Origin of the sequence: Streptomyces piniterrae, assembly GCF_005048155.1 — a bacterium.
Taxonomy (GTDB): Bacteria; Actinomycetota; Actinomycetes; order Streptomycetales; family Streptomycetaceae; genus Streptomyces; species Streptomyces piniterrae.
Genome location: NZ_SUMB01000014.1, coordinates 150806 through 177772 on the forward strand (window position 1 = coordinate 150806; position 26967 = coordinate 177772).

General features: G+C 72.6%; 25 protein-coding genes and 1 tRNA gene. 16 read left to right on the forward strand and 10 right to left on the reverse strand.

Translation table 11 applies throughout. From position 1 onward, the window contains the following. The first annotated feature begins 101 nt into the window (after positions 1-101). From FCH28_RS32475 to FCH28_RS32495, 5 genes are all read left to right on the forward strand, one after another. A complete protein-coding gene (locus FCH28_RS32475; protein ID WP_136743790.1) occupies positions 102-1073 on the forward strand; it encodes a hypothetical protein in 972 nt (323 codons plus the stop codon). 64 nt (positions 1074-1137) lie between these two features. After that, complete coding sequence (locus tag FCH28_RS32480) at positions 1138-2742, forward strand: APC family permease (RefSeq protein ID WP_136743791.1); 1605 nt, start codon at positions 1138-1140, stop codon at positions 2740-2742. Positions 2743-2744: 2 nt separating this feature from the next. Continuing rightward, a complete protein-coding gene (locus FCH28_RS32485; protein WP_136743792.1) occupies positions 2745-4661 on the forward strand; it encodes a primary-amine oxidase in 1917 nt (638 codons plus the stop codon). A 197-nt stretch (positions 4662-4858) separates the two neighbouring features. Further along, the gene (locus FCH28_RS32490; RefSeq protein WP_136743793.1) at positions 4859-5620 is read left to right on the forward strand and encodes a molybdopterin-dependent oxidoreductase; all 762 of its coding nucleotides are present in this window, start codon (positions 4859-4861) and stop codon (positions 5618-5620) included. Beyond that, entirely contained in the window at positions 5604-6290 is a 687-nt protein-coding gene (locus FCH28_RS32495; protein ID WP_246103428.1) for a cytochrome b/b6 domain-containing protein, read from the forward strand. Before FCH28_RS32490 ends, FCH28_RS32495 begins: the two co-directional genes overlap by 17 nt. Before the next feature lie 109 nt (positions 6291-6399). Here the strand turns inward: FCH28_RS32495 and FCH28_RS32500 are convergent, their stop codons facing one another. From FCH28_RS32500 to FCH28_RS32510, 3 genes are all read right to left on the reverse strand, one after another. Further along, a complete protein-coding gene (locus tag FCH28_RS32500) occupies positions 6400-7587 on the reverse strand; it encodes a sensor histidine kinase (protein ID WP_136743794.1) in 1188 nt (395 codons plus the stop codon). Further along, positions 7584-8348: a response regulator transcription factor gene (locus FCH28_RS32505; RefSeq protein ID WP_136743795.1), complete on the reverse strand. Its 765-nt coding sequence runs from the start codon at positions 8346-8348 to the stop codon at positions 7584-7586. The genes FCH28_RS32500 and FCH28_RS32505 overlap by 4 nt, the downstream gene beginning before the upstream one ends. A gap of 104 nt (positions 8349-8452) precedes the next feature. Continuing rightward, positions 8453-8857 (reverse strand): (2Fe-2S) ferredoxin domain-containing protein, encoded by a 405-nt coding sequence (locus FCH28_RS32510; protein ID WP_136743796.1) that lies wholly within the window; start codon positions 8855-8857, stop codon positions 8453-8455. A 298-nt stretch (positions 8858-9155) separates the two neighbouring features. Between FCH28_RS32510 and FCH28_RS32515 the strand changes: the two genes are divergently transcribed. After that, on the forward strand, positions 9156-10598 hold the full coding sequence (locus tag FCH28_RS32515; RefSeq protein ID WP_136743882.1) for a cytochrome P450: 1443 nt from the start codon (positions 9156-9158) through the stop codon (positions 10596-10598). A 97-nt stretch (positions 10599-10695) separates the two neighbouring features. Here the strand turns inward: FCH28_RS32515 and FCH28_RS32520 are convergent, their stop codons facing one another. The 3 genes from FCH28_RS32520 to FCH28_RS32530 all read right to left on the reverse strand — a co-directional run bounded on the left by FCH28_RS32520 (position 10696) and on the right by FCH28_RS32530 (position 12055). After that, on the reverse strand, positions 10696-11130 hold the full coding sequence (locus tag FCH28_RS32520; RefSeq protein ID WP_136743797.1) for an NUDIX hydrolase: 435 nt from the start codon (positions 11128-11130) through the stop codon (positions 10696-10698). Positions 11131-11164: 34 nt separating this feature from the next. Beyond that, complete coding sequence (locus FCH28_RS32525) at positions 11165-11839, reverse strand: HAD family hydrolase (protein WP_136743798.1); 675 nt, start codon at positions 11837-11839, stop codon at positions 11165-11167. A 131-nt stretch (positions 11840-11970) separates the two neighbouring features. Then, positions 11971-12055 (reverse strand) — tRNA-Leu (locus tag FCH28_RS32530). A 307-nt stretch (positions 12056-12362) separates the two neighbouring features. Between FCH28_RS32530 and FCH28_RS32535 the strand changes: the two genes are divergently transcribed. The 3 genes from FCH28_RS32535 to FCH28_RS32545 all read left to right on the forward strand — a co-directional run bounded on the left by FCH28_RS32535 (position 12363) and on the right by FCH28_RS32545 (position 15147). After that, a complete protein-coding gene (locus tag FCH28_RS32535; protein ID WP_136743799.1) occupies positions 12363-13688 on the forward strand; it encodes a M20/M25/M40 family metallo-hydrolase in 1326 nt (441 codons plus the stop codon). A 153-nt stretch (positions 13689-13841) separates the two neighbouring features. After that, positions 13842-14075, forward strand: a complete 234-nt coding sequence (locus tag FCH28_RS32540) for a chaplin (RefSeq protein WP_136743800.1) — start codon at positions 13842-13844, stop codon at positions 14073-14075. 199 nt (positions 14076-14274) lie between these two features. Beyond that, on the forward strand, positions 14275-15147 hold the full coding sequence (locus tag FCH28_RS32545) for a chaplin (protein WP_136743801.1): 873 nt from the start codon (positions 14275-14277) through the stop codon (positions 15145-15147). Positions 15148-15267: 120 nt separating this feature from the next. Here the strand turns inward: FCH28_RS32545 and FCH28_RS32550 are convergent, their stop codons facing one another. Continuing rightward, positions 15268-15456: a DUF5703 family protein gene (locus FCH28_RS32550; RefSeq protein WP_018537156.1), complete on the reverse strand. Its 189-nt coding sequence runs from the start codon at positions 15454-15456 to the stop codon at positions 15268-15270. Positions 15457-15503: 47 nt separating this feature from the next. Between FCH28_RS32550 and FCH28_RS32555 the strand changes: the two genes are divergently transcribed. Further along, on the forward strand, positions 15504-16187 hold the full coding sequence (locus FCH28_RS32555; protein WP_136743802.1) for a hypothetical protein: 684 nt from the start codon (positions 15504-15506) through the stop codon (positions 16185-16187). 80 nt (positions 16188-16267) lie between these two features. Here the strand turns inward: FCH28_RS32555 and FCH28_RS32560 are convergent, their stop codons facing one another. Both FCH28_RS32560 and FCH28_RS32565 read right to left on the reverse strand, forming a co-directional pair. Continuing rightward, positions 16268-18673: a helix-hairpin-helix domain-containing protein gene (locus FCH28_RS32560; protein WP_425472054.1), complete on the reverse strand. Its 2406-nt coding sequence runs from the start codon at positions 18671-18673 to the stop codon at positions 16268-16270. Further along, on the reverse strand, positions 18658-19641 hold the full coding sequence (locus FCH28_RS32565) for an aldo/keto reductase (RefSeq protein ID WP_136743804.1): 984 nt from the start codon (positions 19639-19641) through the stop codon (positions 18658-18660). The genes FCH28_RS32560 and FCH28_RS32565 overlap by 16 nt, the downstream gene beginning before the upstream one ends. 126 nt (positions 19642-19767) lie before the next feature. On the opposite strand from FCH28_RS32565, the gene FCH28_RS32570 reads away from it, so the two are divergent. Both FCH28_RS32570 and FCH28_RS32575 read left to right on the forward strand, forming a co-directional pair. Next, on the forward strand, positions 19768-20823 hold the full coding sequence (locus FCH28_RS32570; RefSeq protein ID WP_136743805.1) for an LLM class F420-dependent oxidoreductase: 1056 nt from the start codon (positions 19768-19770) through the stop codon (positions 20821-20823). A gap of 533 nt (positions 20824-21356) precedes the next feature. Further along, entirely contained in the window at positions 21357-22145 is a 789-nt protein-coding gene (locus tag FCH28_RS32575) for a ferritin-like domain-containing protein (RefSeq protein WP_136743806.1), read from the forward strand. 30 nt (positions 22146-22175) lie between these two features. Here the strand turns inward: FCH28_RS32575 and corA are convergent, their stop codons facing one another. Continuing rightward, on the reverse strand, positions 22176-23168 hold the full coding sequence (gene corA, locus FCH28_RS32580; protein WP_136743807.1) for a magnesium/cobalt transporter CorA: 993 nt from the start codon (positions 23166-23168) through the stop codon (positions 22176-22178). 110 nt (positions 23169-23278) lie between these two features. Here corA and FCH28_RS32585 point away from each other — a divergent pair, with 110 nt between their 5' ends. The 4 genes from FCH28_RS32585 to mshC all read left to right on the forward strand — a co-directional run bounded on the left by FCH28_RS32585 (position 23279) and on the right by mshC (position 26895). Beyond that, positions 23279-23977, forward strand: a complete 699-nt coding sequence (locus FCH28_RS32585) for a histidine phosphatase family protein (RefSeq protein ID WP_136743808.1) — start codon at positions 23279-23281, stop codon at positions 23975-23977. A 99-nt stretch (positions 23978-24076) separates the two neighbouring features. After that, positions 24077-24667, forward strand: a complete 591-nt coding sequence (locus FCH28_RS32590; protein WP_136743809.1) for a DUF3090 domain-containing protein — start codon at positions 24077-24079, stop codon at positions 24665-24667. Continuing rightward, the gene (locus FCH28_RS32595; protein WP_136743810.1) at positions 24631-25530 is read left to right on the forward strand and encodes an SCO1664 family protein; all 900 of its coding nucleotides are present in this window, start codon (positions 24631-24633) and stop codon (positions 25528-25530) included. The genes FCH28_RS32590 and FCH28_RS32595 overlap by 37 nt, the downstream gene beginning before the upstream one ends. Before the next feature lie 135 nt (positions 25531-25665). Next, positions 25666-26895, forward strand: a complete 1230-nt coding sequence (gene mshC / locus FCH28_RS32600; protein ID WP_136743811.1) for a cysteine--1-D-myo-inosityl 2-amino-2-deoxy-alpha-D-glucopyranoside ligase — start codon at positions 25666-25668, stop codon at positions 26893-26895. The last annotated feature ends 72 nt before the right edge of the window (positions 26896-26967 follow it).

A 26967-nucleotide genomic window follows, 5' to 3' on the forward strand; every position in this document is an offset into this window, starting at 1 on the left:
GTGCGTGATGATTTTGTGTGGACCGCGCCACCGCAGTTGCGCAGGCGGGACAATTCAGTGAGGTGAAGATCGGTGCAGCGTGCCATGGAGTCCCCTGGTCCATGACTCCCCCGCCGCCCCCACCACCACCTCCGCCGCCTCCCCTGGGACGTCCCCGCCGCAAGGACGCACCCGTCGTCACCCCGGCCCTGGACGACACCGAACTCGCCGCCGCCACCGACGCGTTGGCGCACGGCCGATGGTCCCGCGTCCGCACCCTGCTCGCCGAGACCGGAGAGGACTGGGACCTCCGCGGCCACCGATTAGCCGTCCTCGGCCGCTGCCCCGGCGGCGCCGCCTGGGCCGGCGACTGGCAGCTCGCCGAACCGGAGAGCGGCGACGCGGCCACCCTCCTCGCCTTCGCCACCGTCCAGCTCGCGTTACGCGGCAAGGGCAGCCCCGAGGCCGCGGACGCCGCCTGCCGGACCGCCGCCCGGATGCTGCCCCACGACCCCACCCCCTGGCTCGGCGTGCTGACCCTCGCCCGCCGCACCGGCACCGTCGACGAACGCGAGCACGCCTTCGACCAGATCAGGGCCCGCCACCCCGACCACCACCACGCGCACCACCTGATGACGGCCTGCCTCGCCGAGCACCAGGAAGGCGACACCGACGACCCGTTGCACCAGGTCTACGACTTCGCCGCCTGGGCCGCCGAACAGGCCCCCGCCGACTCCCCGCTGGCCGTCCTCCCCGTCGTCGCGCACGCCGAGCGCTACCGCGTAATGGCCGCCGCAGGCCTCGAACCACCCGACCCGGCCGCCTCCGGCCACTGGTCCACCCGCCGCGCCCGGCAGGTCATGAAGGCCGCCTTCGACTGGTGGCTGGAGTGGGAGGGCGAGGGCCACCCACGCCGCAAGGTCGACCTCAACTTCCTCGCGCACGCCAAGTTCTACGAGGGGAGGATGGCCGAGGCGGCGGCGCTCTTCCACCGCATCGGCCGCTACGTCACGCCCGCACCCTGGGCCTACACGGGCCGCGACGCCAGAAAGGCCTTCAAGGCCGCGCGCGACACCGCGTACCGCGCCACCTGACCGGGTCCACCACCACCCGAGGTCAGCCTGTTCCTCCATCCCCACTGGAAAGGACAACCCCGCCATGCCTACGGGCAGTTCGAGAACGACGAGCGGCGCCGCCCGCGCCGACGGCGCAGGGCCGCACCCTGTCCACGGCGGCCCCGGCATCAGCACCTTCAAGGGCCAGGAACGGGCGCTGCGGGCCGACCGGATCGGCACCCCTGGCCTGCTGCTGTCCGTCCTGGCCGCCAGCGCCCCGCTGATGGTCGTGGCCGGCGTCATGGTCACCACGTACCAGGTCATGGGCATCGTCGGACAGCCGCTGCTGTTCGTCATCCTGGGCGTCGTCATGGCGCTGTTCAGCGTCGGCTACGCGGAGATGAGCCGGCACGTCCACAACGCCGGCGCGTTCTACGCCTATATCGCCCGCGGCCTCGGCGGCACCGTCGGCGCCGGCGCCTCCTTCGTCGCGCTCGCCGCCTACAGCACCCTCCAGGTCGGCATCTACGGCATGTTCGGCTTCGAGATCGCCGGGCTGCTCGACCGGCATCTGGACACGCAGACCGCCTGGTGGGTCCCGGCGCTCCTCGGCGTCCTGGTCACCGGAGCGCTCGGCGCCCTGAAGATCGACCTCAACGCCAAGGTCCTCGGCGTGCTGCTCCTCATCGAGGTCGCCCTGATCGTCGTCTTCGACATCGCCTTCGCCGCCGCCCCCGGGCCGCAGGGCCTGTCCCTGCACGCCTTCAACCCGGCCACCCTCGGCGGCGCGGGCCTCGGCACCGCCCTGTGCTTCGCCGTCGCCGCCTTCGTCGGCTTCGAACAGGCCCCCGTCTACGCCGAGGAGACCAGCCGCCCGCAGACCGTCGTGGCCCGGGTGATGTTCCTCGCCGTCGGCTTCGTCGCGGTCTTCTTCGCCCTCAGCTCCTGGCTGATCGGCGTCGCCACCGGCCCCGGCAACGTCGTGGCGAGCGCCGGACACCACGGCCCCGGGCTGATCTTCGCCCTCACCGGACCCCGCCTCGGCGGCACCTTCACCGACATCCTGCATCTGTTCTTCGTGACCGGGATCTTCGCGTCGATGCTCAGCTTCCACAACGTCGTGGCCCGCTACGCCTTCGCCATGGGCCGCGAGGGCCTGCTGCCTGCGGCCCTCGGCCGCACCACCAGGTCCAGCGGCGCGCCCGCGCTCGGCTCACTGCTGCAGACGGTCATCTCGCTGCTCGTCGTCACCGGCTTCACCCTCACCGACGAGATGCCGGCGGGCGACCCCACCACCCCCGTTCTGAGGCTGTTCACCTGGGCGGGCAACGTCGGCGCGCTCGGTGTGATCCTCCTGATGGCCACCGCCTCCCTCGCCGTCATCGTCTTCTTCGTCCGCCGCGGCGCGGGACGCGCACAGGCCGGCCGGCTCACCGCCGCCGCCCTCGCCGGCCTCGCCCTGCTGGTCGTCCTCGGCTTCGCCGTCACCGACTTCGACGTCCTGGTCTCCGCCGAACAGGGCTCCCTGCTGAGCTGGCTGCTGCCCGCCCTGATCGGCGTCGCCGCCCTGATCGGCCTCGTCCACGGCCGTGTACTGCGCGCCACCCGCCCCGGGACCCACGCCAGGATCGGGCTCGGCAACGAGGCGTTCCAGCTGGAGAAGGCGGCCGCCGCCCCCGCCCCGGCCACCCCGCACAAGGAGAGCTGACGATGCACCCGCACCCACTCGACCCGCTGACCGCCGACGAGATCACCACCGCCCGCGCCGTCCTGACGGAAGCCGGCAAGGCCACGGACACCACCCGGTTCCCGCTGGTCCTCCTCGACGAGCCGGACCGCCACACCGTCTCCGCACACCGCCCCGGCACCCCCGTCGTCCGCCGCCTGCGGGTCACCCTCCTCGAACCCGCCACCGGCGCCGGCCACGAAGCCCTCGTCGACGTCACCACCCGCACCCTGCTCGCACACCGCCCGCTGGATCCGGATGCCGACGGTCAACCACCCCTCCTCTTCGAGGAGTTCGAGCGCTGCGACGCGATCGTCAAGGCCGACCAGGGCTGGCGCAAGGCGATGGCCGAGCGCGGCATCACCGACACCGAACTGGTCGTCTGCGCCCCGCTCGCCGCCGGCAATCTCGGCATAGAAGGGGAGCGCGGCCGGCGGATGCTGCGCTCGCTGACCTTCCTGCGCTGCGACGAGACCGACAACCCCTTCGCCCACCCCGTGGGCGGCCTGGTCGTCGATGTCGACCTCACCGCCCGCCGGGTCGTCCGCCTCATCGACACCGGTGCCGTCCCGCTGCCCGCCGAATGCGGCCGCTACGAGGCCGAGTTCACCGGACCGGCCCGTACGGACCTCAAACCGCTGGCGATAAGCCAGCCCGACGGCCCCTCCTTCACCCTCGACGGCCCCCTCCTGACCTGGCAGAACTGGCAGCTGCGGGTCGACTTCAACGGCCGCGAGGGCCTGGTACTGCACCAGCTGGCGCACCGCGACGGAGGCCGGCTGCGCCCCGTCCTGCACCGCGCCTCACTCGCCGAGATGGCCGTCCCGTACGCCGAACCCGACCCCGCCCGCAACTGGGTCTGCTACCTCGACGTCGGCGAGTACACCCTCGGCCGCAACGCCAACGCGCTGCGCCTGGGCTGCGACTGCCTCGGCGAGATCCGCTACCTCGACGCCGTCGTCGCCGACGACCTCGGCAACCCGGAGACCCTCCCCAACGCCATCTGCATCCACGAGGAGGACCACGGCCTCCTGTGGAAGCACACCAACATGTTCGACGACTTCTCCGCCGAGTCCCGCCGCTCCCGCCGCCTGGTCATCTCCTACATAGCGACCCTCGGCAATTACGACTACGGCTTCTACTGGTACCTCTACCAGGACGGCACCATCGAGTTCGAGGTCAAGTCCACCGGCCTGGTGCAGACCTCCGCCACCGTGCCGGGCACCCGCACCCCGTACGCCACCGAGGTCGCACCCGGCCTCCAGGCCCCGTTCCACCAGCACCTCTTCTGCGCCCGGCTGGACCCGGCGGTGGACGGCCACGCCAACACCGTCGAGGAGGTCGACGTGGTCCCGCTCCCGATGGGCCCCGACAATCCCCACGGCAACGCCTTCACCACCCGTGCCACCCCGATCACCGACTCCGCCGACGCCGGCCGATACGCCGACCCGGCCGCCGGCCGCCGCTGGCGGATCAGCAACCCCGCCTCGTACAACCGCATGGGCCAGCCCGTCGCCTACACCCTGACCCCGCAGCCCGGCCCCACCCTCCTCGCCCGGCCCGGCTCCCCGGTCGCCCGCCGCGTCGGCTACGCCACCCGCCATCTCTGGGTCACCCGCGGCCGCCCCGAACGCCGCTTCCCGGTCGGCGACTACCCCAATCAGCACCCCGGCGGGGCCGGCGTCCTCCAGTGGTCACGCCCCGGCGAGCCGCTCCTCAAGACCGACCTCACCCTCTGGCACACCTTCGGCCCCACCCACCTGCCCCGCCTGGAGGACTGGCCGGTCATGCCCGTGGACCGCTGCGGCTTCACCCTCCGCCCGACCGGCTTCTTCGACCACAACCCGGCACTCGACCTGCCCCGCGAGAGCGGCGGCCACTGCGGGGCAGACAAGGGGTAGCCAAGGCGTAGCCACCGGTCCGGATGGGGTACGCATTGGTCTGGGGCGCCGCCGTCCCCTAGGGGATCCCTTGCGGGATTGCCCTTACGGGATTTCCCCTACGGGTCCCTAAGGGATTTCCCCGCAAGGAATGACGAAAGTCTGACGCCGGGCCCCGGACACTGGCCCCCGCCGCCGCCCGGTGTTCGAATCTAAGGGTGACCAAGGACGCGAATCCCGCCCGCGCGGCGGACGACGACGGCGGCGGCGAGGACGGGCGCGGCACCCCCGTCGGCCGCCGCGTCGTGCTCGGCATGCTCGCCGCGGGCGCCGCCGGCGTCGCCGCGGCCCCCGCCCTCCAGCGGGCCTGGGACAACACCCTCGGCGCCGCCGCCCAGAAGGACCCCACCGGACTGACCGGGCTGCTGCCCGCCGGCGGCGGCTTCCGCTACTACTCCGTGACCAGCTCCACCCCGCCCAAGGACGAGCGGACCTACCGCCTGACCATCGACGGCCTGGTACGCCACCACGCCGCCTACCGGCTCGCCGACCTGCGCGCGCTGCCGCAGACCCGACTCGTCCGCGACGTCCAGTGCGTCACGGGCTGGCGGGTGCCCGGCACCCCCTTCGAAGGCGTCCGCCTCGCCACCCTCCTGGACGCCGCCGGCGTCCGCCCCGAGGCCAGGGCCGTCCGCTTCACCTGCTTCGACGGCGCCTACAGCGAGTCCCTCACCCTCGAACAGGCCCGCCGCGCCGACGTCCTGGTGGCCCTGCGGATGCAGGACAAGCCCCTGAGCCACGCGCACGGCGGCCCGGTGCGCCTCTACGTGGCACCGATGTACTTCTACAAATCGGCGAAGTGGCTCTCCGGGATCACCCTCACCGAACGCGTCGAGCCCGGATATTGGGAGGACCGCGGATATGACGTCGACGCCTGGGTCGGCCGGTCGAACGGACGCGACGATGCGCCGACCACCTGAGCGCACCGCGGCCGGCCCCCGCGTTGCCCGCTTCACCGCCGCCGAGCACTGGGTGCACCGCGCGACCGCCACGCTGATGGCCGTCTGCGTCCTCACCGCCGGCTGCCTCTACCTCCCCTTCCTCGCCGAACTCGTCGGCCGCCGCGCCCTCATGGTCACCGTCCACGAGTGGTCCGGCATCCTGCTGCCCGCCCCCCTTCTGCTCGGTCTGGCCTCCCGCGCCCTGCGCGCCGACCTCACCCGCCTCAACCGTTACGGCCCCCACGACCGCCAGTGGCTGCGCGCCGCACTGCGCCGCCGCGGCGGCCGCCCGGCCGGGAAGTTCAACGCCGGCCAGAAGCTCTACGCCGCCTGGATCGCCGGCGCGGTCCTCGTGATGGCGTGCACCGGCCTGCTGATGTGGTTCACGCACCTGGCACCCCTCCTCTGGCGCACCGGTGCCACCTTCGTCCACGACTGGCTCGCCCTCGCCATCGTCATCGTGATCGCCGGCCACATCTGGCGGGCGTACGGCGACCCCGAGTCGCGGCGCGGGCTGCGCACCGGGTCGGTGGACGCGGACTGGGCCCGGCGCCACCATCCGCTGTGGCGGCCCGGGAACGGCGCCGGGGCCGGGGAGGCGGAGGGCGGCGGGGAGCGGAGAGGGCAGCCCCCTGAGCCTCAGGGCTGAGGCTGAGAAGACGGGCCGAGGGGGCACTGGCTCACGCCGGTGCGGTTCCGGGGCACCGGCGGCTTTGGGGCCCCGAGCTCACGCCACCGGAGGTTTTGCGGCCCCGGGCTCACGCCACCGGCGGCCCCGCCTGCGTCGGCGCCTCCGCCGACGGCAGTGCCACCTCGAACCGGCAGCCGGCGCCGGCGTTGCGTACCGTCGCCCGGCCCTGGTGGGCCTCCACGATTCCGCGGACGATCGCGAGTCCGAGCCCCGCGCCGGTCTCGCCGAGGGGGGCACCTCCCGCTCGGGCGAAGCCGGGAGTGGGGGAGCGCGGCGTACGAGCCGGTGCCCCCCGCCAGCCGGTGTCGAAGACCCGCGCCAGATCGGCCGACGGGATGCCGCCACAGCCGTCCTCGACCGCCAGCACCACCCGGCCCGTCTCATGCCGCGCGCTGACCGCGACGGTGCCGTCCGCCGGCGTCGCGCGGATCGCGTTGACCAGCAGATTGCTCAGTACGCGGGTGATCTGCTGGGCATCGACGCGGACCGGCAGCGGCGCCACCCCGCCGTCCACCAGCCGCACCCCGCGCGCCCGCGCCAGCGGCCGGGCGCCCGCCAGCGCGTCGTCCACCAGGTCGTAGACCGACACCCGCGACAGGGTCAGGGCCAGCGCACCGGCCTGGATACGGGCGAGTTCGAAGAGGTCGTCGACCATCGCGGCCAGCCGGTCCACCTCGACCCGCATACGGGAGTGATAGCGCTCGGTGTCCTCCGCGACGCCGTCCTCCAGCGCCTCGGCCATCGCCCGCAGCCCGGCGAGCGGGGTGCGCAGATCGTGCGAGATCCCGGCGATCAGTTCGCGCCGTGAGGCGTCCAGCGCGCGTTCGCGCTCACGGGACTCCGCGAGCCGTGCGCTGGTTTCCTCCAACGCCCTTGACAGCGCGGCCAGTTCGGCCGTCGGCGGGTCCGCGGGCGCCGCGAAACCGCCCTCGCTGCCGACCGTACGGGCGGACCGTGCCAGCTCCCGGCTGCCCGCCGCGATCCGCCGTCCGAACAGCAGGGCCGCGGCCAGCGACACCACCCCGGAGACGCCGACCACGGCCATCACCACGCCCAGGTCGTGCCCGGACAGGAACATCGCCTGCGCGACCGCCACCGTGCCCGCCGCCATCGCGGCCACCGCCAGCGCCGCCACCGCGAACAGCGAGAGCGCGACCGAGCGCCGCCGCAGGGCGCGTACGGCGGGCGCGGCGAGCAGCCCCACGACCGCCGCGCCCAGTGCGGCCAGCCCCACGATCACCAGGAAATCCGTCATGGCCGCGCCCCTCCGTCCGACGACCTGCCCTGCGCCGACCCGCCGTCGAAGCGGTAACCCGCGCCCCATACGGTGGTCACCAGCCGCGGCGCCGCCGGATCGTCCTCGATCTTCTCCCGCAGCCGCCGCACATGCACCGTCACGGTCGACAGATCACCGAACTCCCACCCCCACACCCGGTGCAGCAGCTCGTCCCGCGAGAAGACCTGCCCGGGGTGCCGCATCAGGAACACCAGCAGATCGAACTCGCGTGAGGTCAGGGCGAGTTCGCGCCCGGAGCGGTCGGCCCTGCGGCCGCCGGGGTCGGCGCTGAGGTCACCGGCCCGCAGCACGGGGGCGGGCGCCGCGGCCGGCGGCGCGGCCTCCGCCCGCCGCAGCACCGAGCCGATACGCAGCACCAGCTCACGCGGGCTGAACGGCTTGGTGACATAGTCGTCGGCGCCGAGCTCCAGGCCGAGGATGCGATCCGCCTCCTCGCCCCGGGCCGTCAGCATCACCACCGGGACCGCGGGCCCGTCCTCGGCCCGCCGTAGTCGTCGGCACACCTCGAGGCCGTCGATGCCCGGCAGCATCAGGTCGAGTACGACCAGGTGCGGACGGAACTCCGCGGCACGGTCGAGGGCGGCGAAACCGTCGGCCGCGTGGTCGGTGGCGTACCCGGCGCGGGTGAGATAGCCGGTGACGACCTCGGCGACGGTCGGATCGTCCTCGACGACCAGGACCCGGCGGGGCGGCCCGGGGGAGGCGGCGAAGTGCGTCATGCCTCCAGCCAACACCAGACGCGGGCGCGATGGGCGGCAGGGGCCGCCCCGTAAGACTCCGGTAACCGGCGAACCGGCGAACCAGCCCCCCTGGCCCCCAGCCGCTAGCCGCCCTCCAACCCCTCCCGCACCCGCCGCGACACGGTCATCGCGTACAGGTCCAGCACCCCGGGAGGCTCCGCGATCCCCGGGCCGCCGGCACGTATCCATGCCGCGATGTCCGCCAGCGCTTCGTCATCGTTGACCAGCCCCAGCCAGACGGGGCGGCCGCCCGCGGCCCGGCCCGCGGCCGACGGCTGGACCACCACCACATTCGCCTGGTCGCAGACGTCCAGACACTCCGACGCCCGTACCGGCGCCGCGCCGTCGAGGGCCGCCCGCAGCCGCGGGATCTGCCCCGCGTGGTCGACGCCGGGGATCTTGGCCCCGTCGCCGCAGCAGCAACCGCGGCAGACGGTGACCCGGCACGGGGTTTCGGCGGCCGGCCGGCCGGAACGCTTGGTGATCATCCGGCCCATGCTACGGGGGACGGCGCGGCGCCCGGCTTCGGGATAGGAACCTGAGCATGTGACGCCCCGAACGCAGCGGGGTAGAGATGTGGTTGGGGCACTGTGGACCCCTAGGGGATTTCCCTCACAGGGCTTTCCCCTAGGGGTCCACAGTGCCCCAGGCCGATCCCTACCCCGTATCGGCCTGGCTGAGCCTGGGGATAGGACCCCCACCATTCGGGATAGAAATCCGAGCATGCCCATCACCCCGTCCCAGCCCCAGCCCCAGCCCCGGTCCGGTCCCGCACCGGAATCCGGGATGCCCGCAACCGAGATACCGGGCCCGGCCGGCCTCCCCGTCCTCGGCTCGATGCTCGACCTCCGCCGCGATTCCCTGGGCGCCTTCTTACGCGCCCACCGCGAACACGGCGACGTGGTCCGCCTCCAGGCCGGCCCGCCCGGCCTGCGCAGCGTGTTCCACGCCGTGTTCTCGCCGCAGGGCGCCCAGCAGATCCTGGCCTCCGAAGCCGCCAACTTCCGCAAGGACCACCCGCTCTACGAGGAGGTCCGGCAGTCCTTCGGCAACGGCCTGCTCACCAGCCAGGACGCCGACTACCTCCGACAGCGACGGCTGGTGCAGCCGCTGTTCACCAAGCGCCGGGTCGACGGCTACGCGGCGGCCGTGACGACCGAGGCGGGCAGCCTCGCCGAGCGCTGGCGGACGATGGACGGCGGCACGGTCGACCTGGTCGGCGAGATGAACCGACTCGCACTGCGCACCGTCTCCCGGATCCTCTTCGGCACGGATGTGGAGGCGGCCGTGGACGTCATCCACCGCTGCGCGCCGGTCATCAACGACTATGTCGTGCGGCGGGCTTACGTACCCGTGAAGGTCCCCCGCGAGTGGCCCACCCCGGGGAATCGGCGCGCACGGGAGGCCACCGAGGAAGTGACCGCCGTCTGCGACCGCATCATCGCCGAACGCCGGGCGGCGGCCGCCACCGGCACCGGGACCAGCACCAGCACCAGCACCAGCACCGGAACCGGAACCGGCACCGGGACCACCGGCCCCCTCCCCGCGGACGATCTGCTCTCGCTCCTCGCCGAGGCGGCCAACGAACAGGACGGTTCCCTCGACGCGACCGAGGTCCGCGAACAGGTCCTGATCTTCCTGCTGGCCGGCCATGAGACCACCGCGATCTCCATGGCCTTCACCCTCCACCTCCTCGCCTCGCACCCGAAGGAGCAGGCACACGTCCGCGAGGAGATCGACGAGGTCCTGGCGGACGGTACGCCCACCGCCGCCGACCTGGACCGCCTCCCGCGCCTGACCCGGGCCCTCAAGGAGGCCATGCGGCTGTATCCGCCGGCGCCGGTCGTCAGTCGCCGGGCCGTGGCCGCCACCGAGATCGGCGGCTTCCGCATCCCGGCCGGCGCGGATGTCGTCGTCGCGCCCTGGGTCACCCACCGTGACCCGCAGTTGTGGGAAGACCCGGAACGCTTCGATCCGGACCGCTTCACCCCGGAGCGCGAGGCCGGCCGGCACCGCTACGCCTGGTTCCCCTTCGGCGGCGGTCCGCGCGCCTGCATCGGGCAGCACTTCTCCATGCTGGAGTCGGTACTGGCGCTGGCGACCCTGCTGCGTGCGTACGAACTGGAGGCGGTGGACGAGGAGGTGCCGGCCTCCGCCGGAATCACCCTCCAGGCGACCGGCCCGGCACGCGTACGCCTCCACCCGCGCGAGCGGACCACTGCGGGCTGACCGCCCGCCGGCGGCCACCGATCACCCCGTACGGCCCGTTCCTCCAGGGCCTGTCCGATGGGTCAGGGCATTCCGACCCTGACCCATCGGACACGCCCTAGCCCCGGCCCACCGCGTCAAGGGCGCCGAACATCGCCAGGCTCTCCCCGCACTGCGAATGCAGCGGCGCCGGCAGCGCGTTGGGCGCGAACCACTCCAGCGCGTCGAACTTGTGCGGCTCGCCGATGGCCACCTCGTCGGGGGCCACCCGTACGGCGAAGACGAGCGCGACCCAGTGCGAGTCGACCGGATCGCCGCGCAGCACATTGCGCACCCCGATCCGCTCGATGCCGAGCGGCCGCGCACCGTACTCCTCGCGCACCTCCCGCGTCACGGCCGCCTCGAACGTCTCACCGAACTCCAGCGCCCCGGCGCCACAGTCCCAGGTCCCCGGCTCATCGCGGGCCCCCGCGCTCCGCCGCGCCAGCAGCACCCGGCCGCCCCCGTCATGACACACGAACACACAGGAGACCTTGGGCCCCACGCCGCTCATCGTCCGTCCCTCTCCCTCATCCGTCCCCGCGCCCTCAGAAGTGCCGCAGCAGGTCGCCGAACGCCGACAGCCGCAGCACCTTCTTGTCGTCGGGGTCGAGCTCACTGTGCTCCAGCACCCAGGTGTGATCGTTCGGGATGAAAACCGCGTTCATCCCGGCCGCCCGCGCCGGCAGAATGTCCGACTTCGGCGAGTTCCCAATCATCCATGTCGCGGCCGGCACCAGCTCGTACGCCCGGGTCAACTCCTCATACGTGGCCACGTCCTTCTCCGCCACTATGTGCACACCCCGGAAGTGCCGGGTCAGCCCCGACGCCGCCACCTTCCGCTCCTGCTCCTGGGTGTCGCCCTTCGTCAACAGCAGCAGCTCGTGCCGCCGCGCCAGCTCGGCCAGCGTCTCCGGCACCCCGGGAATCAGCTCCACCCGATGCCCGTCGAAGGCCGCCGCCCACCCCGATATACGCGCCGACTCGTCGGCCGTCGCCGCCCGCCCCCGAAGCCGCTCGACGCACTCCCCGAGGCTGCGCAGAAACACCTTGCTGCCGTATCCGTGCGTCACGGCGTTCGCCGCCTCGATCCCGTCGAGGACGGCCCGCACCCCGTCCCGGCCCAGCTCGGGATGGGCCATCCACTCCAGAAACTCGTCGATGACCCGCTCGAAGATCACGTTGTTCTCCCACAACGTGTCATCAGCATCGAAGATCAGCACCCGACAGCCCCTTTCACACCGCACCGACCCGCGCACCCTACGCACGGGCGGTGCGCGGCCGCATCGCAAATATCGGCTGCAGGCTGCCCGGGAAAAGCAAAAGACCCCAGATCAACTGGGGTCTCAGCCGGTGTCCGAGGGGGGACTTGAACCCCCACGCCCGATAAAGGGCACTAGCACCTCAAGCTAGCGCGTCTGCCATTCCGCCACCCGGACAAGGTGTCTGCCGTTCCGGCCTGGGCCGTTCCGACGTGGAAAACAATAGCAAACCTTCCGGGGTGGTCGATCACCCCCGCTTTCGGCCAGGCACGGGGCTGTGACCAGGGCATGTCGGGAATATTGCGGCCTTGGGCGGAGCGCTCCCGGGGTGGAGGATGGCGGTGGACCCCCGCTGCGGTCGGTGCTCCCCGGGAGCGCCCCGCGGCCGTGAACCAAGAGGAGGCACTGTGAGCGAGCTCCGCGAGCGAACCGAGGAGAGGTGCGAGCCCCGCGAATGCGGGGCCGAGCGAAGCGAGGTTCTGGCATGAGCGAGGCGCGTCCGGCCCGTACGGTCACCGGTGAGGACGAGGTCGTCGACCTGTGCCGGGATCTGATCAGGATCGACACCAGCAACTACGGGGACCACTCGGGCCCGGGGGAGCGGGTGGCCGCGGAGTACGTCGCGGAGAAGCTCGCCGAGGTCGGCCTGGAGCCGCAGATCCTGGAGTCCCACAAGGGCCGTGCCTCGACCGTGGCCCGGATCGAGGGCGAGGACCCCTCCCGGCCCGCGCTGCTCATCCACGGGCACACGGATGTGGTGCCGGCCAACGCCGACGACTGGACGCACCATCCCTTCTCCGGGGAGATCGCCGACGGGTGCGTGTGGGGCCGTGGCGCGGTCGACATGAAGGACATGGACGCGATGACGCTGGCCGTCGTCCGTGACCGGCTGCGTACGGGGCGTAAGCCGCCGCGCGACATCGTGCTGGCGTTCCTCGCGGACGAGGAGGCGGGCGGCACCTACGGGGCGCGTTATCTCGTCGACAAGCACCCGGGCCTCTTCGAGGGGGTGACGGAGGCGATCAGCGAGGTCGGCGGCTTCTCCTTCACCGTCAACGAGCAGCTGCGGCTCTATCTCGTCGAGACGGCGCAGAAGGGCATGCACTGGATGAAGCTGACCGTGGACGGCTCCGCCGGGCACGGGTCGATGATCCACAAGGACAACGCGATCACCGAACTGTCCGAGGCCGTCGGGCGGTTGGGGCGTCATGAGTTCCCGGTACGGGTGACCAAGACGCTGCGGGCCTTCCTGGACCAGCTCGGGGACGCGCTGGGCACCGAGCTCGACCCGGAGAACATGGAGGACACGCTGGCGAAGCTCGGCGGCATCGCCAAGATGATCGGCGCCACGCTCAGGAACACCGCCAACCCGACGCAACTGGGCGCCGGCTACAAGGTCAACGTCATCCCGGGGCAGGCCACCGCGCATATCGACGGCCGCTTCCTGCCGGGCTTCGAGGACGAGTTCCTCGCCGACCTGGACCGGATCCTGGGCCCGCGGGTCAAGCGCGAGGACGTGCACTCCGACAAGGCGCTGGAGACCACCTTCGACGGCGCCCTGGTCGATGCGATGCAGTCGGCGCTGCAGGCCGAGGATCCGATCGCGCGCGCCGTTCCGTACATGCTCTCCGGCGGCACGGACGCCAAGTCCTTCGACGACCTCGGGATCCGCGGCTTCGGTTTCGCGCCGCTGAAGCTGCCGCCGGAGCTGGACTTCGCGGGGATGTTCCACGGCGTGGACGAGCGAGTGCCGGTGGACGGACTGAAGTTCGGGGTGCGGGTCCTCGACCGGTTCATCGACCAGAGCTGAGGTGCAGTCGAATTCGGCGCGGATTTCCTGCCGTTCGCGCCGTCTTCGCTGAAAAGAGTGAATGCGGCGAGGCGTTGGTAGCCGCCGCAGGGATTTCCTCGTTGTCATACTTGCGGTCCGCGGCTGGGACCGCCTTGTCTACAAGGAGGAATGATGATCAAGAAGATCGTCGCCGCTGCGGCAGTCGCCGGTGGTGTGACTCTCGCCGGTGCGGGCCTGGCAGTTGCTCACTCCGGGGCCCAGGGCGCTGCTGTGAAGTCCCCTGGTGTGCTTTCCGGCAACGTCGTTCAGGCGCCGGTTCATGTGCCGGTGAACGCCTGCGGCAACACGATCTCCGTGGTTGGCCTGCTGAACCCGACCTTCGGCAACACCTGTACGAACAGCTGAGGTTCTGACGCTGTACCTGAATCCGCAAGGGTTCTGGGCCCGGTTCGGCTCCGGAATGCGAGTTCCTGCATTCCGGAGCCGCTGGGTATTTCTGCGGGCGGGTGTCTCTCTCCGCGTATCTCCGGGGTATCTCCATGGATTCACGTTGAGTCTGCTCGCGCGCATTTCCGGTTAAGGCATCAAGGCAGGGGAGCAACCTATGAGGCAGGTCGCGCGAAAGGGCCTGATCACCATCGCGGCCGCGGGGGGTGTACTGGCCGCCGTCGGCGGCTACGCACACGCGGACTCGGGAGCCAGCGGCGGCACCGCGCATTCTCCCGGTGTGGCGTCCGGCAACAACGTCCAGGCGCCGGTCGACGTGGAGGTGAACGCGTGCGGCAACAGCATCAACGTCGTCGGACTGCTGAACCCCACATTCGGGAACAAGTGCTCCAACGACGGGGGCGGTAAGCACCGCGGCCCGAGCGGTGGCGACCACCGCGACCACCACGGCAACGGCGGCAAGCACCGGAGCGGCTCCGGTGGGCACCAGGGGTCCGGTGCCTCGGGCAGTGCGGTGGATTCCCCCGGTGTGGCGTCCGGCAACAACGTCCAGGCGCCGGTCCACGTACCGGTCAACGTCTGCGGCAACAGCGTCGACGTGGTCGGGCTGGTCAACCCGACGTCCGGCAACGGCTGCGACAACGACTCGTCGATGGTGCCGCCGACGAGCCCCGACTCCCCGGAGCACCACGGCGGCCACCACCCGCCGACGGGACAGCAGCCGGGAGACCGGCCGGGCAGCCCGGAGCGGCCGTCGGATTCCGGACAGCCTTCGGCGCCGGAGGACCGGAACGGGCCGGGCGTATCGGACAGCACGGACACCCCCGACACCACGGGGATGCGGCCGCAGACCGAGTCCGAGCCGCGCTCCGAGATCGTCACCACGCCGGGGGCCGCCAAGGCCAAGCCGCAGGGCGGCGGCCAGCTCGCGCACACCGGCTCCGGGGCGATGGACTACGCCGCGCCGAGCGCCGCGCTGCTGCTCGGCGGAGCGGTGCTCTACCGTCGGGCACGCAGCGCGCGCAGGTGACGGGAACCACATAGCGCAGCGCTTACCACCGGTGGCGCACAGCGCGTACGACGGAGCGGGCCTCGCCGTGGCGGGGCCCGCTCTGCCGTGATCACACGGTTGCGTTCACACGATTCCGGCTTACCAGGTGGCGCGGAGCTGTCGGATGATCCGGCGGCGCAGCCGCACCCGGCGGCTGCCGTCGGGATTGAGGCGAAGTCGGTCCAACTCCCAGTGTCCGTACTCGGCATGGTCGGTCAGCAGGCGTGTGGCGGCCTTCCGGGAGACCCCCCGAGGCACATACACATCGCAGAATTCGTATTCCGGCATCGCATCTATTGTGCGGGACCGGCCCAGGTACGGATAGCGTCTGCACTATGTCTGATGCTGCGCAGCCTTCCGCTGCCGAGGTACGTGCCGCCGCCGAGGCGGTCAAAGCCGCGCTGGACCGTCACCTCGACGCGGTCGAACGCCGCTCGGGGCAGGACGACCCGGCCGTCTACGCCGCGTTCGACGAGCTCGCCGCGGCGGCTGAGGTGTACGACGAGCTGCTGTACGACACCTACGACGAGGTCACCCCCTTCGAGATCCCCGGCAGCGACACACTGCCGGCGTACGCGGGCCCGGAGGAGCCGAGTGCGCTGAGCGTGCTGATCCGCCGCGATTACACCGTCGCCGAACCGCAGCGGCTGCTGCATCAGGCACAGCGCATCGCCGATCTGGATCCGGACGCCGCCGACGAGGCGGTGGGCAACGGCGCCGCGCGCGCCGACGCCGCCGGTGTGGTCGGCAGCAGTGTGCACGCGGCGCTCGGTGTGCTCTTCGGCGAGTTCGAACCGGACGAGATCGCCTCCCGGCACAAGGAGTTCGGCCTGGAGGAGGGTGACTCCACCCTGTGGGTGGCCGCCGCCGATGATCCGGCCGAGCCGGGGGAGTGGCTGTCCACCCCGTTCGACCAGGCCGATCCCGAGCGGGTGGTGTGCCGCTTCGACGTCAGTGCGGTCTTCGACGAGGAGCTGGACGACGACGATCTGCTGGAGGCACTGGACAAGGAGCGGTGAGGCAGCGCTGAGCGAGCGGTGAGCGGCCGCCGGGCCCTTCCGGACCCGGCGGCCGAGCTGTGCCCGGCGGCGTACGGGGCTCAGCCCGTCGCCGTGTCCGCCGCGCCGCTCTGCAGCTGCAGCAGGGTCCGCAGCCGGGTGGTGCGCTCCTTGACGGGCACCTCCGCGACCGCCCGGGGCAGCGCCTGGTCGACGCCCTGGACGACCGACAGATGCCGCTCGCCGCGGCTGAAGGCGGTGTACGCCCAGGCGCGGGTCAGGCCGGCCGCCGCGTCACCGGGCAGCACGACCACCGCGGCCGGCCAGCGCATACCGGCCGCCTGATGCGCGGTGAGCGCCCAGCCGTGCCGTACCGCACCGGCGCCGACCTGCTCGCGCGGCACCACGACGGGCCCGCCGTCGCAGTCGAGACGCAGGCCCGCGGCGTCCGTGCCGATGACCGTGCCGGGTGTGATGCGGCCGGGCGCCGGGGCGTAGGCGACGCGGTCACCGGGGTCGAATCCGCCGAACCGGCCGGGGCCGGGGTTGAGCCGCTCCTTGAGGGCGGCGTTCAGCGCGCGGGTGCCGGCCGCGCCGCCATGGCCGACCGTGATGACCTGCGTCTGGTCCGCGGGGACGCCCAGCGCCCGGGGCACCGAGTCGGCGACCAGCTGGACGGTGCGGTGCACCGCCTCCCCGGCGTCGCGCACCGGGACGATCACCACCTCCTTGCCGGGCGCCTCGACCTGGCCGAACTCGCCGACGCCGATGCCGGACACCAGCTCGCCGATCGGGCCGAAGTCCGGGGTACGGGAGGCGACCTGGGGGCAGAACCGGGCCGCCAGGAGGTCGGCGAACAGCCGGCCGGGACCGGCGGACCACAGGACGCCCGGATCGCCGCTGAGCACCAGCCGGGTGCCGTCGGACAGCGACTCGACGAGCATCGCGGCGGTCTCCAGATCCAGCTGCGGCGCGTCCAGCACCACCAGCAGATCGAGCGCCAGCGCGCCGTCCGCGTCCCGGCCGGGCCCCTCCCGCCCGGAGAGCAGGCCGGCCACGGTCACGGCCGCCGAACTCGGGCCCTCGGCGCCCCCGGGGGCGCCGGACGCTTCGGCGAGGTGGGCGGCCAGCCGGCGGCGGCCGTTCTCGCTGTGGGTGGCGCCGAACGCCCGCAGCCCCAGCGAGCGGGCCGCGGCGATCAGCGCGGCGGGCTCGGCGCGGGCCGCCTCGGCGCCGGTGTGCGCCACCAGGCCGCTGTGCGCGGCGGCCCGGATCAGCTCCCCGGCGGACGGCGACGGGGCGGCGGCCGCCGCGGCCTCCCACTCGGCGGCGGAGGGCTGGGCTGGGCGGCGGGCGGGCTCCTCGTCGGTGGGGCGGACGTCCCCCTGGCCGGGGCCGCCGGGGCCGGCGTCCCCGCGGTCGGCGTCGGCGTGGTTCTCGTCCCCGTGATCGACGTCCTCGTGACCGGCCTCGGCGTCCGCCTCACCCGCACCACCCTCGGCCACCGGCTCGAACGTGTTGAGCAGACGGGCCAGGCCGTCCGCGACGCTCTCCTCGGCCATCGCGAAGCGGTCGAGGCCGAGCAGGATCCGGACCGGTGCCTCCTCGTCGTCTTCCGCCGCGGGCGCGGACCGGCCCGGTGTGTCGATCGCGTCCTGGAACACCAGCACGGTGCCGTCGGCGATCGCCGTCTGGAGGGCGTCGTCGGGGTCCGGCACGGAGCGCTGGGCGAGCGCCGCACGCAGTGCGGGCGCCTCCAGGGCCGAGTGTCCGGCGACGGCGGCCTGCTCCAGCAGCCAGCCGACCAGTGCCTGGGCGCGCCGCTCGTCCCCCGGTCCGCAGGCGGGGCCGAGCAGCGCCCGTGCGTAGCCGTCGGCCTGCTCGGGACGCACCCCCGGCACGCCGAGCAGCTGCCACGGGTCCGCGGCCAGCGTCTCGGCGGCCCGCTCGCCCAGCACCTCGGCGGCCTTCTCCGCCAGCGCCTCCGGAGCGCCGCCGGCCGCGAGGACCTTGCGTACGCCCTCGATCCCGGGGGCGGTCGCCATGGCGGGGCGGGGAGCGGCCGTCGGGGCCTGGGCGGCGTCCCCAGGAGCGCCGCCGCCCGCGACGGACGGGCCGGACGGCTCTGCGGTCCCGCTCGCGGCGCGCTCACCGGCCCCGTCCTGCGCCGGGCGCGCAGGGCCGGCCTGCGGCGCCCGTCCTTCGGCGGCCGGCGCGTCCTTCCGCGGCCCGGCGGCGGGGGCGGCCGGCCTGGCGGTGCGCGGCGCCTCGTTGAAGAACGAGGCGGCCGACCGCTCGCCGCTTTCCACGGCCCGCACCGCCGCCGCCAGCGCCGCGGCCGTCGCCGCGGCGGAACCGGCCGCCGCGGCACCCGTCGCCTCGCCCTCGCCCCGCGCCGTCGCCGCGTCCTCGGCCGTGCGGCCGTCCGGAGTGCGGGGCGATGACGCTGCCTCCTGCTCGGGCTGGGTCTCGCCGGCGGGGCGGTCGGTACTCACAGCGTGCTCCAGTCGTGATCGGGATAGTGGTGCACCGGAGCTGACACATCGTCCAGCGCCCGGCGAATCTCGTCAGGAAGACTAAGGGTCTCCACTGACAATGCCGCCCTGAGCTGCTGCGCAGTACGCGCGCCGACGATCGGGGCGGTGACTCCGGGACGGTCGCGGACCCATGCGAGCGCGACCTGGAGCGGGGTGGCGGACAGGCCGTCGGCGGCGGTGGTGACCGCGTCGACGATCCGGCCGGCCGGCTCGTCGAGATAGGGCGCGACGAACGGGGCGAGATGATCCGAGGCGCCCCGTGAGTCCGCCGGGGTGGCATGGCGGTACTTGCCGGTGAGGACGCCGCGGCCGAGCGGCGAGGACGGCAGCAGGCCGACGCCGAGATCGAGGGCGGCGGGCAGCACCTCGCGCTCGATGCCGCGCTGGAGGAGCGAGTACTCCATCTGCGTGCTGGCCAGCCGGGTGCGCAGGCCCGGTGCCGCGAGCTGCCAGGTGGCGGCCTTGGCGAGCTGCCAGCCGGAGAAGTTCGACAGCCCCGCATAGCGCGCCCGGCCGCTGCTGACGGCGAGATCGAGGGCCTGGAGCGTCTCCTCCAGGGGCGTGTGCCGATCGAAGGCGTGCAGCTGCCACAGGTCGACGTAGTCCGTGCCCAGCCGTGCCAGCGAGGCGTCCAGGGCGGCCATCAGGTGACGCCGGGAGCCGTCGACGCGGCGGTCCGGCTCCAGGACGCTGCCCGCCTTGGTGGCGATCACCAGGTCGTCGCGGGGCACCAGGCTCTCGGACAGCCGGCCCAGGAGGTACTCGGCACCGCCGTCGGCGTAGATGTCGGCGGTGTCGACGAGGGTGCCGCCGGCCTCCCAGAACGTCTTGAGCTGGTCGGCGGCTTCCTGCTCGTCCGTGTCACGCGCCCAGTTCAGGGTGCCGAGCCCGAGGCGGGACACGCGAAGGCCCGTATGGCCGAGGTGCCTTTGCTCCATGAGCCTTGAGATTACGCGCCGCACGTCAGGATCAGGGGACCTGTGGACAACCCGCAGATGACGCCCTGCGTGGCAGGGACTAGAGTCCCCGCAACAACGACGTTACTGATGGGTAAGGGGAGCGGCATGAGGCTTGGCATCAACCTCGGCTACTGGGGTGCCGGGATGGACTCCGACAATCTCGCGGTGGCGCAGGAGGCCGACCGCCTCGGCTACTCGGTCTGCTGGGCCGCCGAAGCCTACGGCTCCGACGCTCCCTCGGTGCTCTCCTGGGTCGCCGCCCAGACCGAACGCATCGACATCGGCTCGGCGATCTTCCAGATCCCGGCGCGTACGCCCGCGATGACCGCGATGACCGCCGCGACGCTGGACTCCCTCTCCGGCGGCCGCTTCCGGCTCGGGCTCGGCGTCTCGGGACCGCAGGTCTCCGAGGGCTGGTACGGCGTCAAGTTCGACAAGCCGCTGGCCCGCACCCGCGAGTACGTCGACATCATCCGCAAGGCCATGTCGCGCGAGCGGCTGTCCTACGAGGGCCAGCACTGGACGCTGCCGCTGCCCGGCGGCCCCGGCAAGCCGCTCAAGCTCACCGTGCACCCCGAGCGCGAGCACATCCCGCTCTACATCGCGGCCATCGGCCCCAAGAACCTGGAGCAGACCGGCGAGATCGCCGACGGCGCGCTGCTGATCTTCCCCTCCGCCGACCACCTGGAGGAGACCGCGATCACCCACCTCCGGGCGGGCCGCGAGAAGGCCGGCAGGACGATGGACGGGTTCGACGTGTGTCCGACGCTGCCGCTGGCCCTCGGCGAGGACAAGGACGTCAGCGCGCTGGCCGACATGTTCCGCCCGTACACCGCCCTGTACGTCGGCGGCATGGGCAGCCGCAAGCAGAACTTCTACAACCAGCTGGCCCAGCGAATGGGCTACGAGAAGGAAGCCGCCGAGATCCAGGACAAGTACCTGTCCGGCGACAAGGACGGCGCGGCCGCCGCGATCCCCGAGCGGCTGATCGACCAGACCACGCTGCTCGGCTCCGTCGAGCGGATCGCCGAGCGGATGCAGGCGTACGCGGCGGCCGGGGTCACCACGCTGACCCTGGCGCCCGCCGGCTTCACCCTGGACGAGCGGCTCGCGTCCCTCCGGGCGGGCACCGAGGCCCTGGAGCGCGCCGGGCTGGCGTGAACGCCGGCCTCTGCCCCCCACCCCCCACCCCCACCCCGCCCCCTCCCCCGAAGGGGGAGGCGGGGGAGGGGGCGGGGAAGCACCCGCGGGGCGGGGGAACACCCGTGTCGTACGCGTCCGCCGTCAGGCCGTAGCGAGGAACACCCGCGGGGCGGGGGAACACCCGCGGGGCGGGGGAACACCCGCGGGGCGGGGGAACACCGCGGGACGGGAACACCGCGGGACGGGAACACCGCGCGGCGGCGAAGCGCGAACTGCGGCGGGGAAGCACCGCGCGGCGGCGGAGCACGCACCGCGGCCGGGAAGCGAAGCACGCGGCGGAGCTGAAGCTCTGCGGCCGTGGTGGGGGCTCGGGGGGTCTTCCCCGCCACGGCCGTCACGCAGCACAACGGCACGGCGGGTGCGCGGGTTACGCCTCGGCACCAGGAGGCGCGTCGTCCGAACGGCCGAACGGACCGGCTCTCCGGTTGCCCCTGATGGAACACCGCACTTGACTTTTCGTTTGCAGGTGTGTCCGTTCGGAGGTGGCGCAGATGTTCTCGGCTCGAAGCCTGTTCCAGGAGATCTTCGACAACGACGAGTCCTATCGGCTGTTCTGCTCCATCGCGGCCAGCGGCGAGGCGCAGGGCGGCTGGGAGAACGGCCGGATCGCGGCGCTGCTCCCCGCGTCCCAGCGCGCGCTCGCACCCAAGGTCACCCGGCACGGCGCCGACGAGGACAAGCACGGCAGGATCTTCAACGCCCTGCTGCACAAGCGCGGTCTGACCCCCACCGAGGTCCCCGAGGCCACCGACTACACCATGCTGCTGGAGCGGCAGGGCATCGGCCTGGCGCACGACAAGCTGCGCCGCGACGAGCCGCTCACCGAGCACGACATCATCACCTACCTCGCGCACAGCCGGGTCACCGAACAGCGTGCCTCCGAGCAGATGGTGCTGCTCAGGACGTACTTCGGCGACCACCCCGATGTCGGCAAGGCCGTCCGGATGATCTCCAGCGACGAGGACAACCATCTGGCGTACTGCCACGAGGAGTTGCTGCGGCTGGCCCGTGCCGGGCACGGCCGTACCATCCAGGGGCTGCTGCGCGACTCCGCGCTCGCCGAGATCGCCGTCTACCGCGACGTCAGCCTGGCCGTCATGGACCACATGGGCCGCATCCTGAAGTGGCCCGCGGCCAAGTCCGCGGTGCTCGCCGCGGGCATCCGGGCGGTGTACGCGTACGAGCGCCTGGCGGGCTGGCACCGCATGGTCAGCCTGCGGATGCCCGAGCGCCTCGACGCGCTGTCCGGCCCGGCCACCACCGCACCGGAGTACGCCTGACACCTCCGGGCGCGCGCCAGGCAGGCCCGCTCACAGCCAGCCGCGCCGCTTGAACAGCCGGTACAGCGACACCTCGACGACCGCCATGAACAGCAGGATCGCCGGATAGCCGAGGTGCCATTTCAGCTCGGGCATGTCATCGAAGTTCATGCCGTAGACACCCGCGATCAGGGTCGGCACGGCCGCCAGCGCCGCCCACGCCGAGATCTTGCGCATATCGTCGTTCTGCCGCACGCCCATCTGCGCCAGATGAGCCGCGAGAATGTCCGAGAGCAGCCGGTCCAGGCCGTCCACCGACTCGTTGGCGCGGGTGAGATGGTCGTCGACATCGCGGAAGAACGGCCGGGCATGGTCGTGCACGAACGGCACCCCGGGGTTCTGGAGGCGCTCCATCGGCTCCGCCAAGGGGCCCGTGGCGCGCCGGAATTCGAGCACCTCGCGCTTGAACGCGTAGATCTGCGCCGCGGTGTTCCTGGTGTCGCCGCGGACCGGCGCGAACACCTCGGCCTCCAACTCCTCCAGGTCCGTCTGGAGTTCGGCGGCGACCTCGATGTAGTGGTCCACCACCGCGTCGCTGACCGCGTAGAGCACCGCGCCGGGACCGTGCCGCAGGATCTCCGGGTGGTCCTCCAGCCGTCTGCGCACCGCCGCCAGGGGACTGGCCTCGCCGTGCCGCACGGTGACCACGAACGAGTCGCCGACGAAGACCATCAGTTCGGTCGCGGTCACCGTGTCGGCCTCGACGTCGTACGTGATCGGCTTCAGCACCATGAACAGCGAATCGTCGTAGACCTCCAGCTTGGGCCGCTGGTGGGCGTGCAGGGCGTCCTCGACCGCCAGCGGGTGCAGCCCGAACTCGCTGCTGACGTGGTCGAACTCCTCCTGAGTCGGCTCGTACATCCCGAGCCACATGAAGGAGTGCCCCTCGGCCCGCGCCTCGGCGAGAGCCTCGGAGAAATCCGCCGGCCCCTCGGTGCGGCGGCCTTCCCGGTAGATGCCGCAGTCCACGATCACATCTGGCATTCTCACCCGCCGCCGGGCCGCCTGCCAGGAATGGCCGCCTGCCAGGAATGGCGGCCTGCCGGGGACCGGGGCCTGCCGGGGACCGGGGCCCGGAACGTAGGCTGGCCGTCATGGCCACGCTGATCCTGCTGCGGCACTGCCGCTCCACCGCCAACACCTCCGGCGTGCTCGCGGGACGGACGCCCGGCGTCGCCCTCGACGGGCGGGGCGCCGCCCAGGCCGCGGCGCTGCCCGCCCGGCTGGCGCAGGTGCCGCTGGCCGCCGCCGTCACCAGCCCGCTCCAGCGCTGCCAGGAGACCCTGAGCCCGCTTCTGGAGGCCCGCCCCGGACTGCCGCTGTTCACCGAGGACCGGATCAGCGAGTGCGACTACGGCGACTGGTCGGGCCGCAAGCTCGCCGAGCTGAACGACGAGCCGCTGATGGAGGTCGTCCAGCACCACCCGTCCGCGGCCGCCTTCCCCGGCGGCGAGTCGATGCGGGCGATGCAGGCCCGCGCGGTGGACGCGGTGCGCTACTGGAACGCCCGGATCGAGGCCGAGCACGGTGCCGAAGCGGTCTACCTCATGTGCTCGCACGGTGACATCATTAAGTCCCTGGTCGCGGACGCCGTCGGCATCCACCTCGACCTCTTCCAGCGGATCTCCGTCGAGCCCTGCTCGGTGACCGTCATCCGCTACACCCGGCTGCGCCCCTTCCTCGTACGGCTCGGCGACACCGGTGACTTCCGCTCCCTCGCGCCCGAAGAGGACGAGGGCGCCGCCGGTACGGAACGGGACGCGGCCCTGGGCGGTGGTGCGGGAGCACCGTGATCAGCGGGCGCAGTAGGGTGGTGCGACGGCGCTGCCCGCCACGCCCCTGCGATCGCAGTGACCGCAGTGACCCCGCAGTCGAGCAATCGGAGCAGGACGTTGTCCCGTCAGGTGTTCTTCTACGACGCGCCGGACCGCTTCGTGGCCGGTACGGTCGGGCTGCCTGGCCGCCGTAGCTTCTACCTCCAGGCCACCGCGGCCGGCCGTACCACCAGCGTCGCCCTGGAGAAGACCCAGGTCGCGGCCCTCGCCGAGCGGATCGACGAGCTGCTGGACGAGGTGGTGCGGCGCAGCGGCGGCAGCGCTCCGGTGCCCGCCGTCTCGCCCCCCGAACTGTCCGACACCGCCCCGCTGGAGACGCCTCTGGAGGAGGAGTTCCGGGTCGGCACCATGGCGCTGGCCTGGGACGGCGAGGACGAGCGGATGATCGTCGAGGCGCAGGCCCTGGTCGAGCTGGAGGCCGACAGCGACGAGGACCTCGCCGACGCCGAGGAGCGGCTGCTCCAGGACGACGAGAACGGCCCGCCGATGCTGCGGGTGCGCCTCACCGGCACGATGGCCAGGGCGTTCGCCAAGCGCGCGCTGGAAGTCGTCAACGCCGGGCGCCCGCCCTGCCCGCTGTGCAGCCTGCCGCTCGACCCGGAGGGACACGTATGTCCGCGCCAGAACGGATACCGGCGGGACGCCTGAGCGCCACGGAGCCGGCTGCCGAACCCGCCGCTCCGGAGGGCGCCACGGGCCTGTCGGACGTGTTTCTCGCCGAGGGCGAGCTGACCGTACGCGGACAGATCGCGGAGGCGTCCAACGCCGTCCTCTACTGCACGGTCACCCACGAGGGCCGCACCGCCGCCTGCGTCTACAAGCCGGTCGCCGGCGAGCGCCCGCTGTGGGACTTCCCCGACGGCACGCTCGCCCAGCGCGAGGTCGCCGCGTACGAGATCTCCCGGGCGTGCGGCTGGGACCTGATCCCCACGACGGTGCTGCGGGACGGCCCGTACGGCACCGGCATGGTCCAGGAGTGGATAGCGGCACCCGACGGCGAGGGCGCCGACGACGCCGGCGACGAGATCCCGGAGCTGCTGGCCCTGGTGGAGGACGAGGAGCCGGGCCCCGGCTGGAAGGCGGTCGGCTTCGCGCAGACCGGCGCGGGCCGCACCGCGCTGCTGGTGCACGCCGACGACCCGCGGCTGCGGCGGCTCGCCGTCCTCGACGCGGTGATCAACAACGGTGACCGCAAGGGCGGCCATCTGCTGCCCGCCCCTGGCGGCCGGTTCTTCGCGATCGACCACGGCGTGACGTTCAACGCCGAGGACAAGCTGCGCACGCTCCTGTGGGGCTGGGCGGGGGAGCCGCTGACCGACGAGGCGCTGGAGGTGCTGCGCGGCCTCCAGAAGGCGCTGGCGGACGCCGCGCCGCTCGCCGCCCGACTGGCCGAACTGATCACGGACGCCGAGATCGAGGCCCTGCGGGAGCGGGTGGCCGGGCTGCTGCGGACCGGCCGCCACCCCGAGCCCGGCGGGGACTGGCCGCCGATCCCCTGGCCGCCGGTCTGAACCGGGCCCGGCCGTTCCGAACCGGGCGCAAGGCGTGCTCCTTGCATGATTCGCCGACAAAGACAAGACCGCCTTTTCGGCCAACACCTCTGGTCCGGTTCGTATGCGGAACATGCGTCCGGTTACGCTCAAGGCATGCATGCATGGCCCGCTTCTGAGGTCCCCGCCCTGCCTGGTCAGGGCCGCGGCCTGAGGATCCACGACACCGCGACCGGCGGACGGGTAACCCTCGACCCCGGTCCCGTCGCCCGTATCTATGTCTGCGGCATCACGCCGTACGACGCCACCCACATGGGGCACGCGGCGACCTACAACGCGTTCGACCTCGTTCAGCGCGTGTGGCTCGACACGAAGCGCCAGGTTCACTACGTGCAGAACGTCACCGACGTCGACGATCCGCTACTGGAGCGCGCCGACAAGACCGGTGACGACTGGACGGCGCTCGCCGAGCGCGAGACCGCCCTGTTCCGCGAGGACATGACGGCCCTGCGGATGCTGCCGCCCCGCCACTACATAGGCGCGGTCGAGTCGATACCCGGCATCGTCCCGCTCGTCGAGCGGCTGCGGGACGCCGGTGCCGCCTACGAGCTGGACGGCGACATCTACTTCTCCGTCGAGTCCGACGCGCACTTCGGCGAGGTCTCCGGGCTGGACGCCGCGGCGATGCGGCTGCTGTCCGCCGAGCGCGGCGGCGACCCGGAGCGGGAGGGCAAGAAGAACCCGCTCGACCCGATGCTGTGGATGGCCGCCCGTGACGGCGAGCCGAGCTGGGACGGCGGCTCGCTGGGCCGCGGCCGGCCCGGCTGGCACATCGAGTGCGTCGCCATCGCCCTGGACCACCTCGGGATGGGCTTCGACGTCCAGGGCGGCGGCTCCGACCTCGCCTTCCCGCACCACGAGATGGGCGCCTCGCACGCCCAGGCCCTCACCGGCGAGCACCCGTTCGCCAGGGCGTATGTGCACGCCGGGATGGTGGCACTGAACGGCGAGAAGATGTCCAAGTCCAAGGGCAATCTGGTCTTCGTCTCCACGGTGCGGCGCGACGGCACCGACCCGGCCGCCATCCGGCTCGCGCTGCTCGCGCACCACTACCGCGCGGACTGGGAATGGACCGACGACGTGCTGTCCGAGGCGGAGGCGCGGCTGGCACGCTGGCGCGCGGCGGTCTCGCGTCCGGACGGTCCCCCCGCGGACGCGCTGCTGGAGGCCGTCCGCAACGCCCTGGCCGACGACCTGGACTCGCCGACGGCGCTCGCGTCGGTGGACGCGTGGGCCGCGGACCAGGACGCCGACGGTGGCACGGACGAGTCCGCTCCCGGGCTCGTGTCCCGAACCGTTGACGCGCTCTTGGGTGTGGCCCTGTAGCCATTCGCCGCGCTCGGCCCGAACCGCGTTTTTGACCGCCCCGCCGCCTGTTCGCGGCGGGGCGGTCCGCTG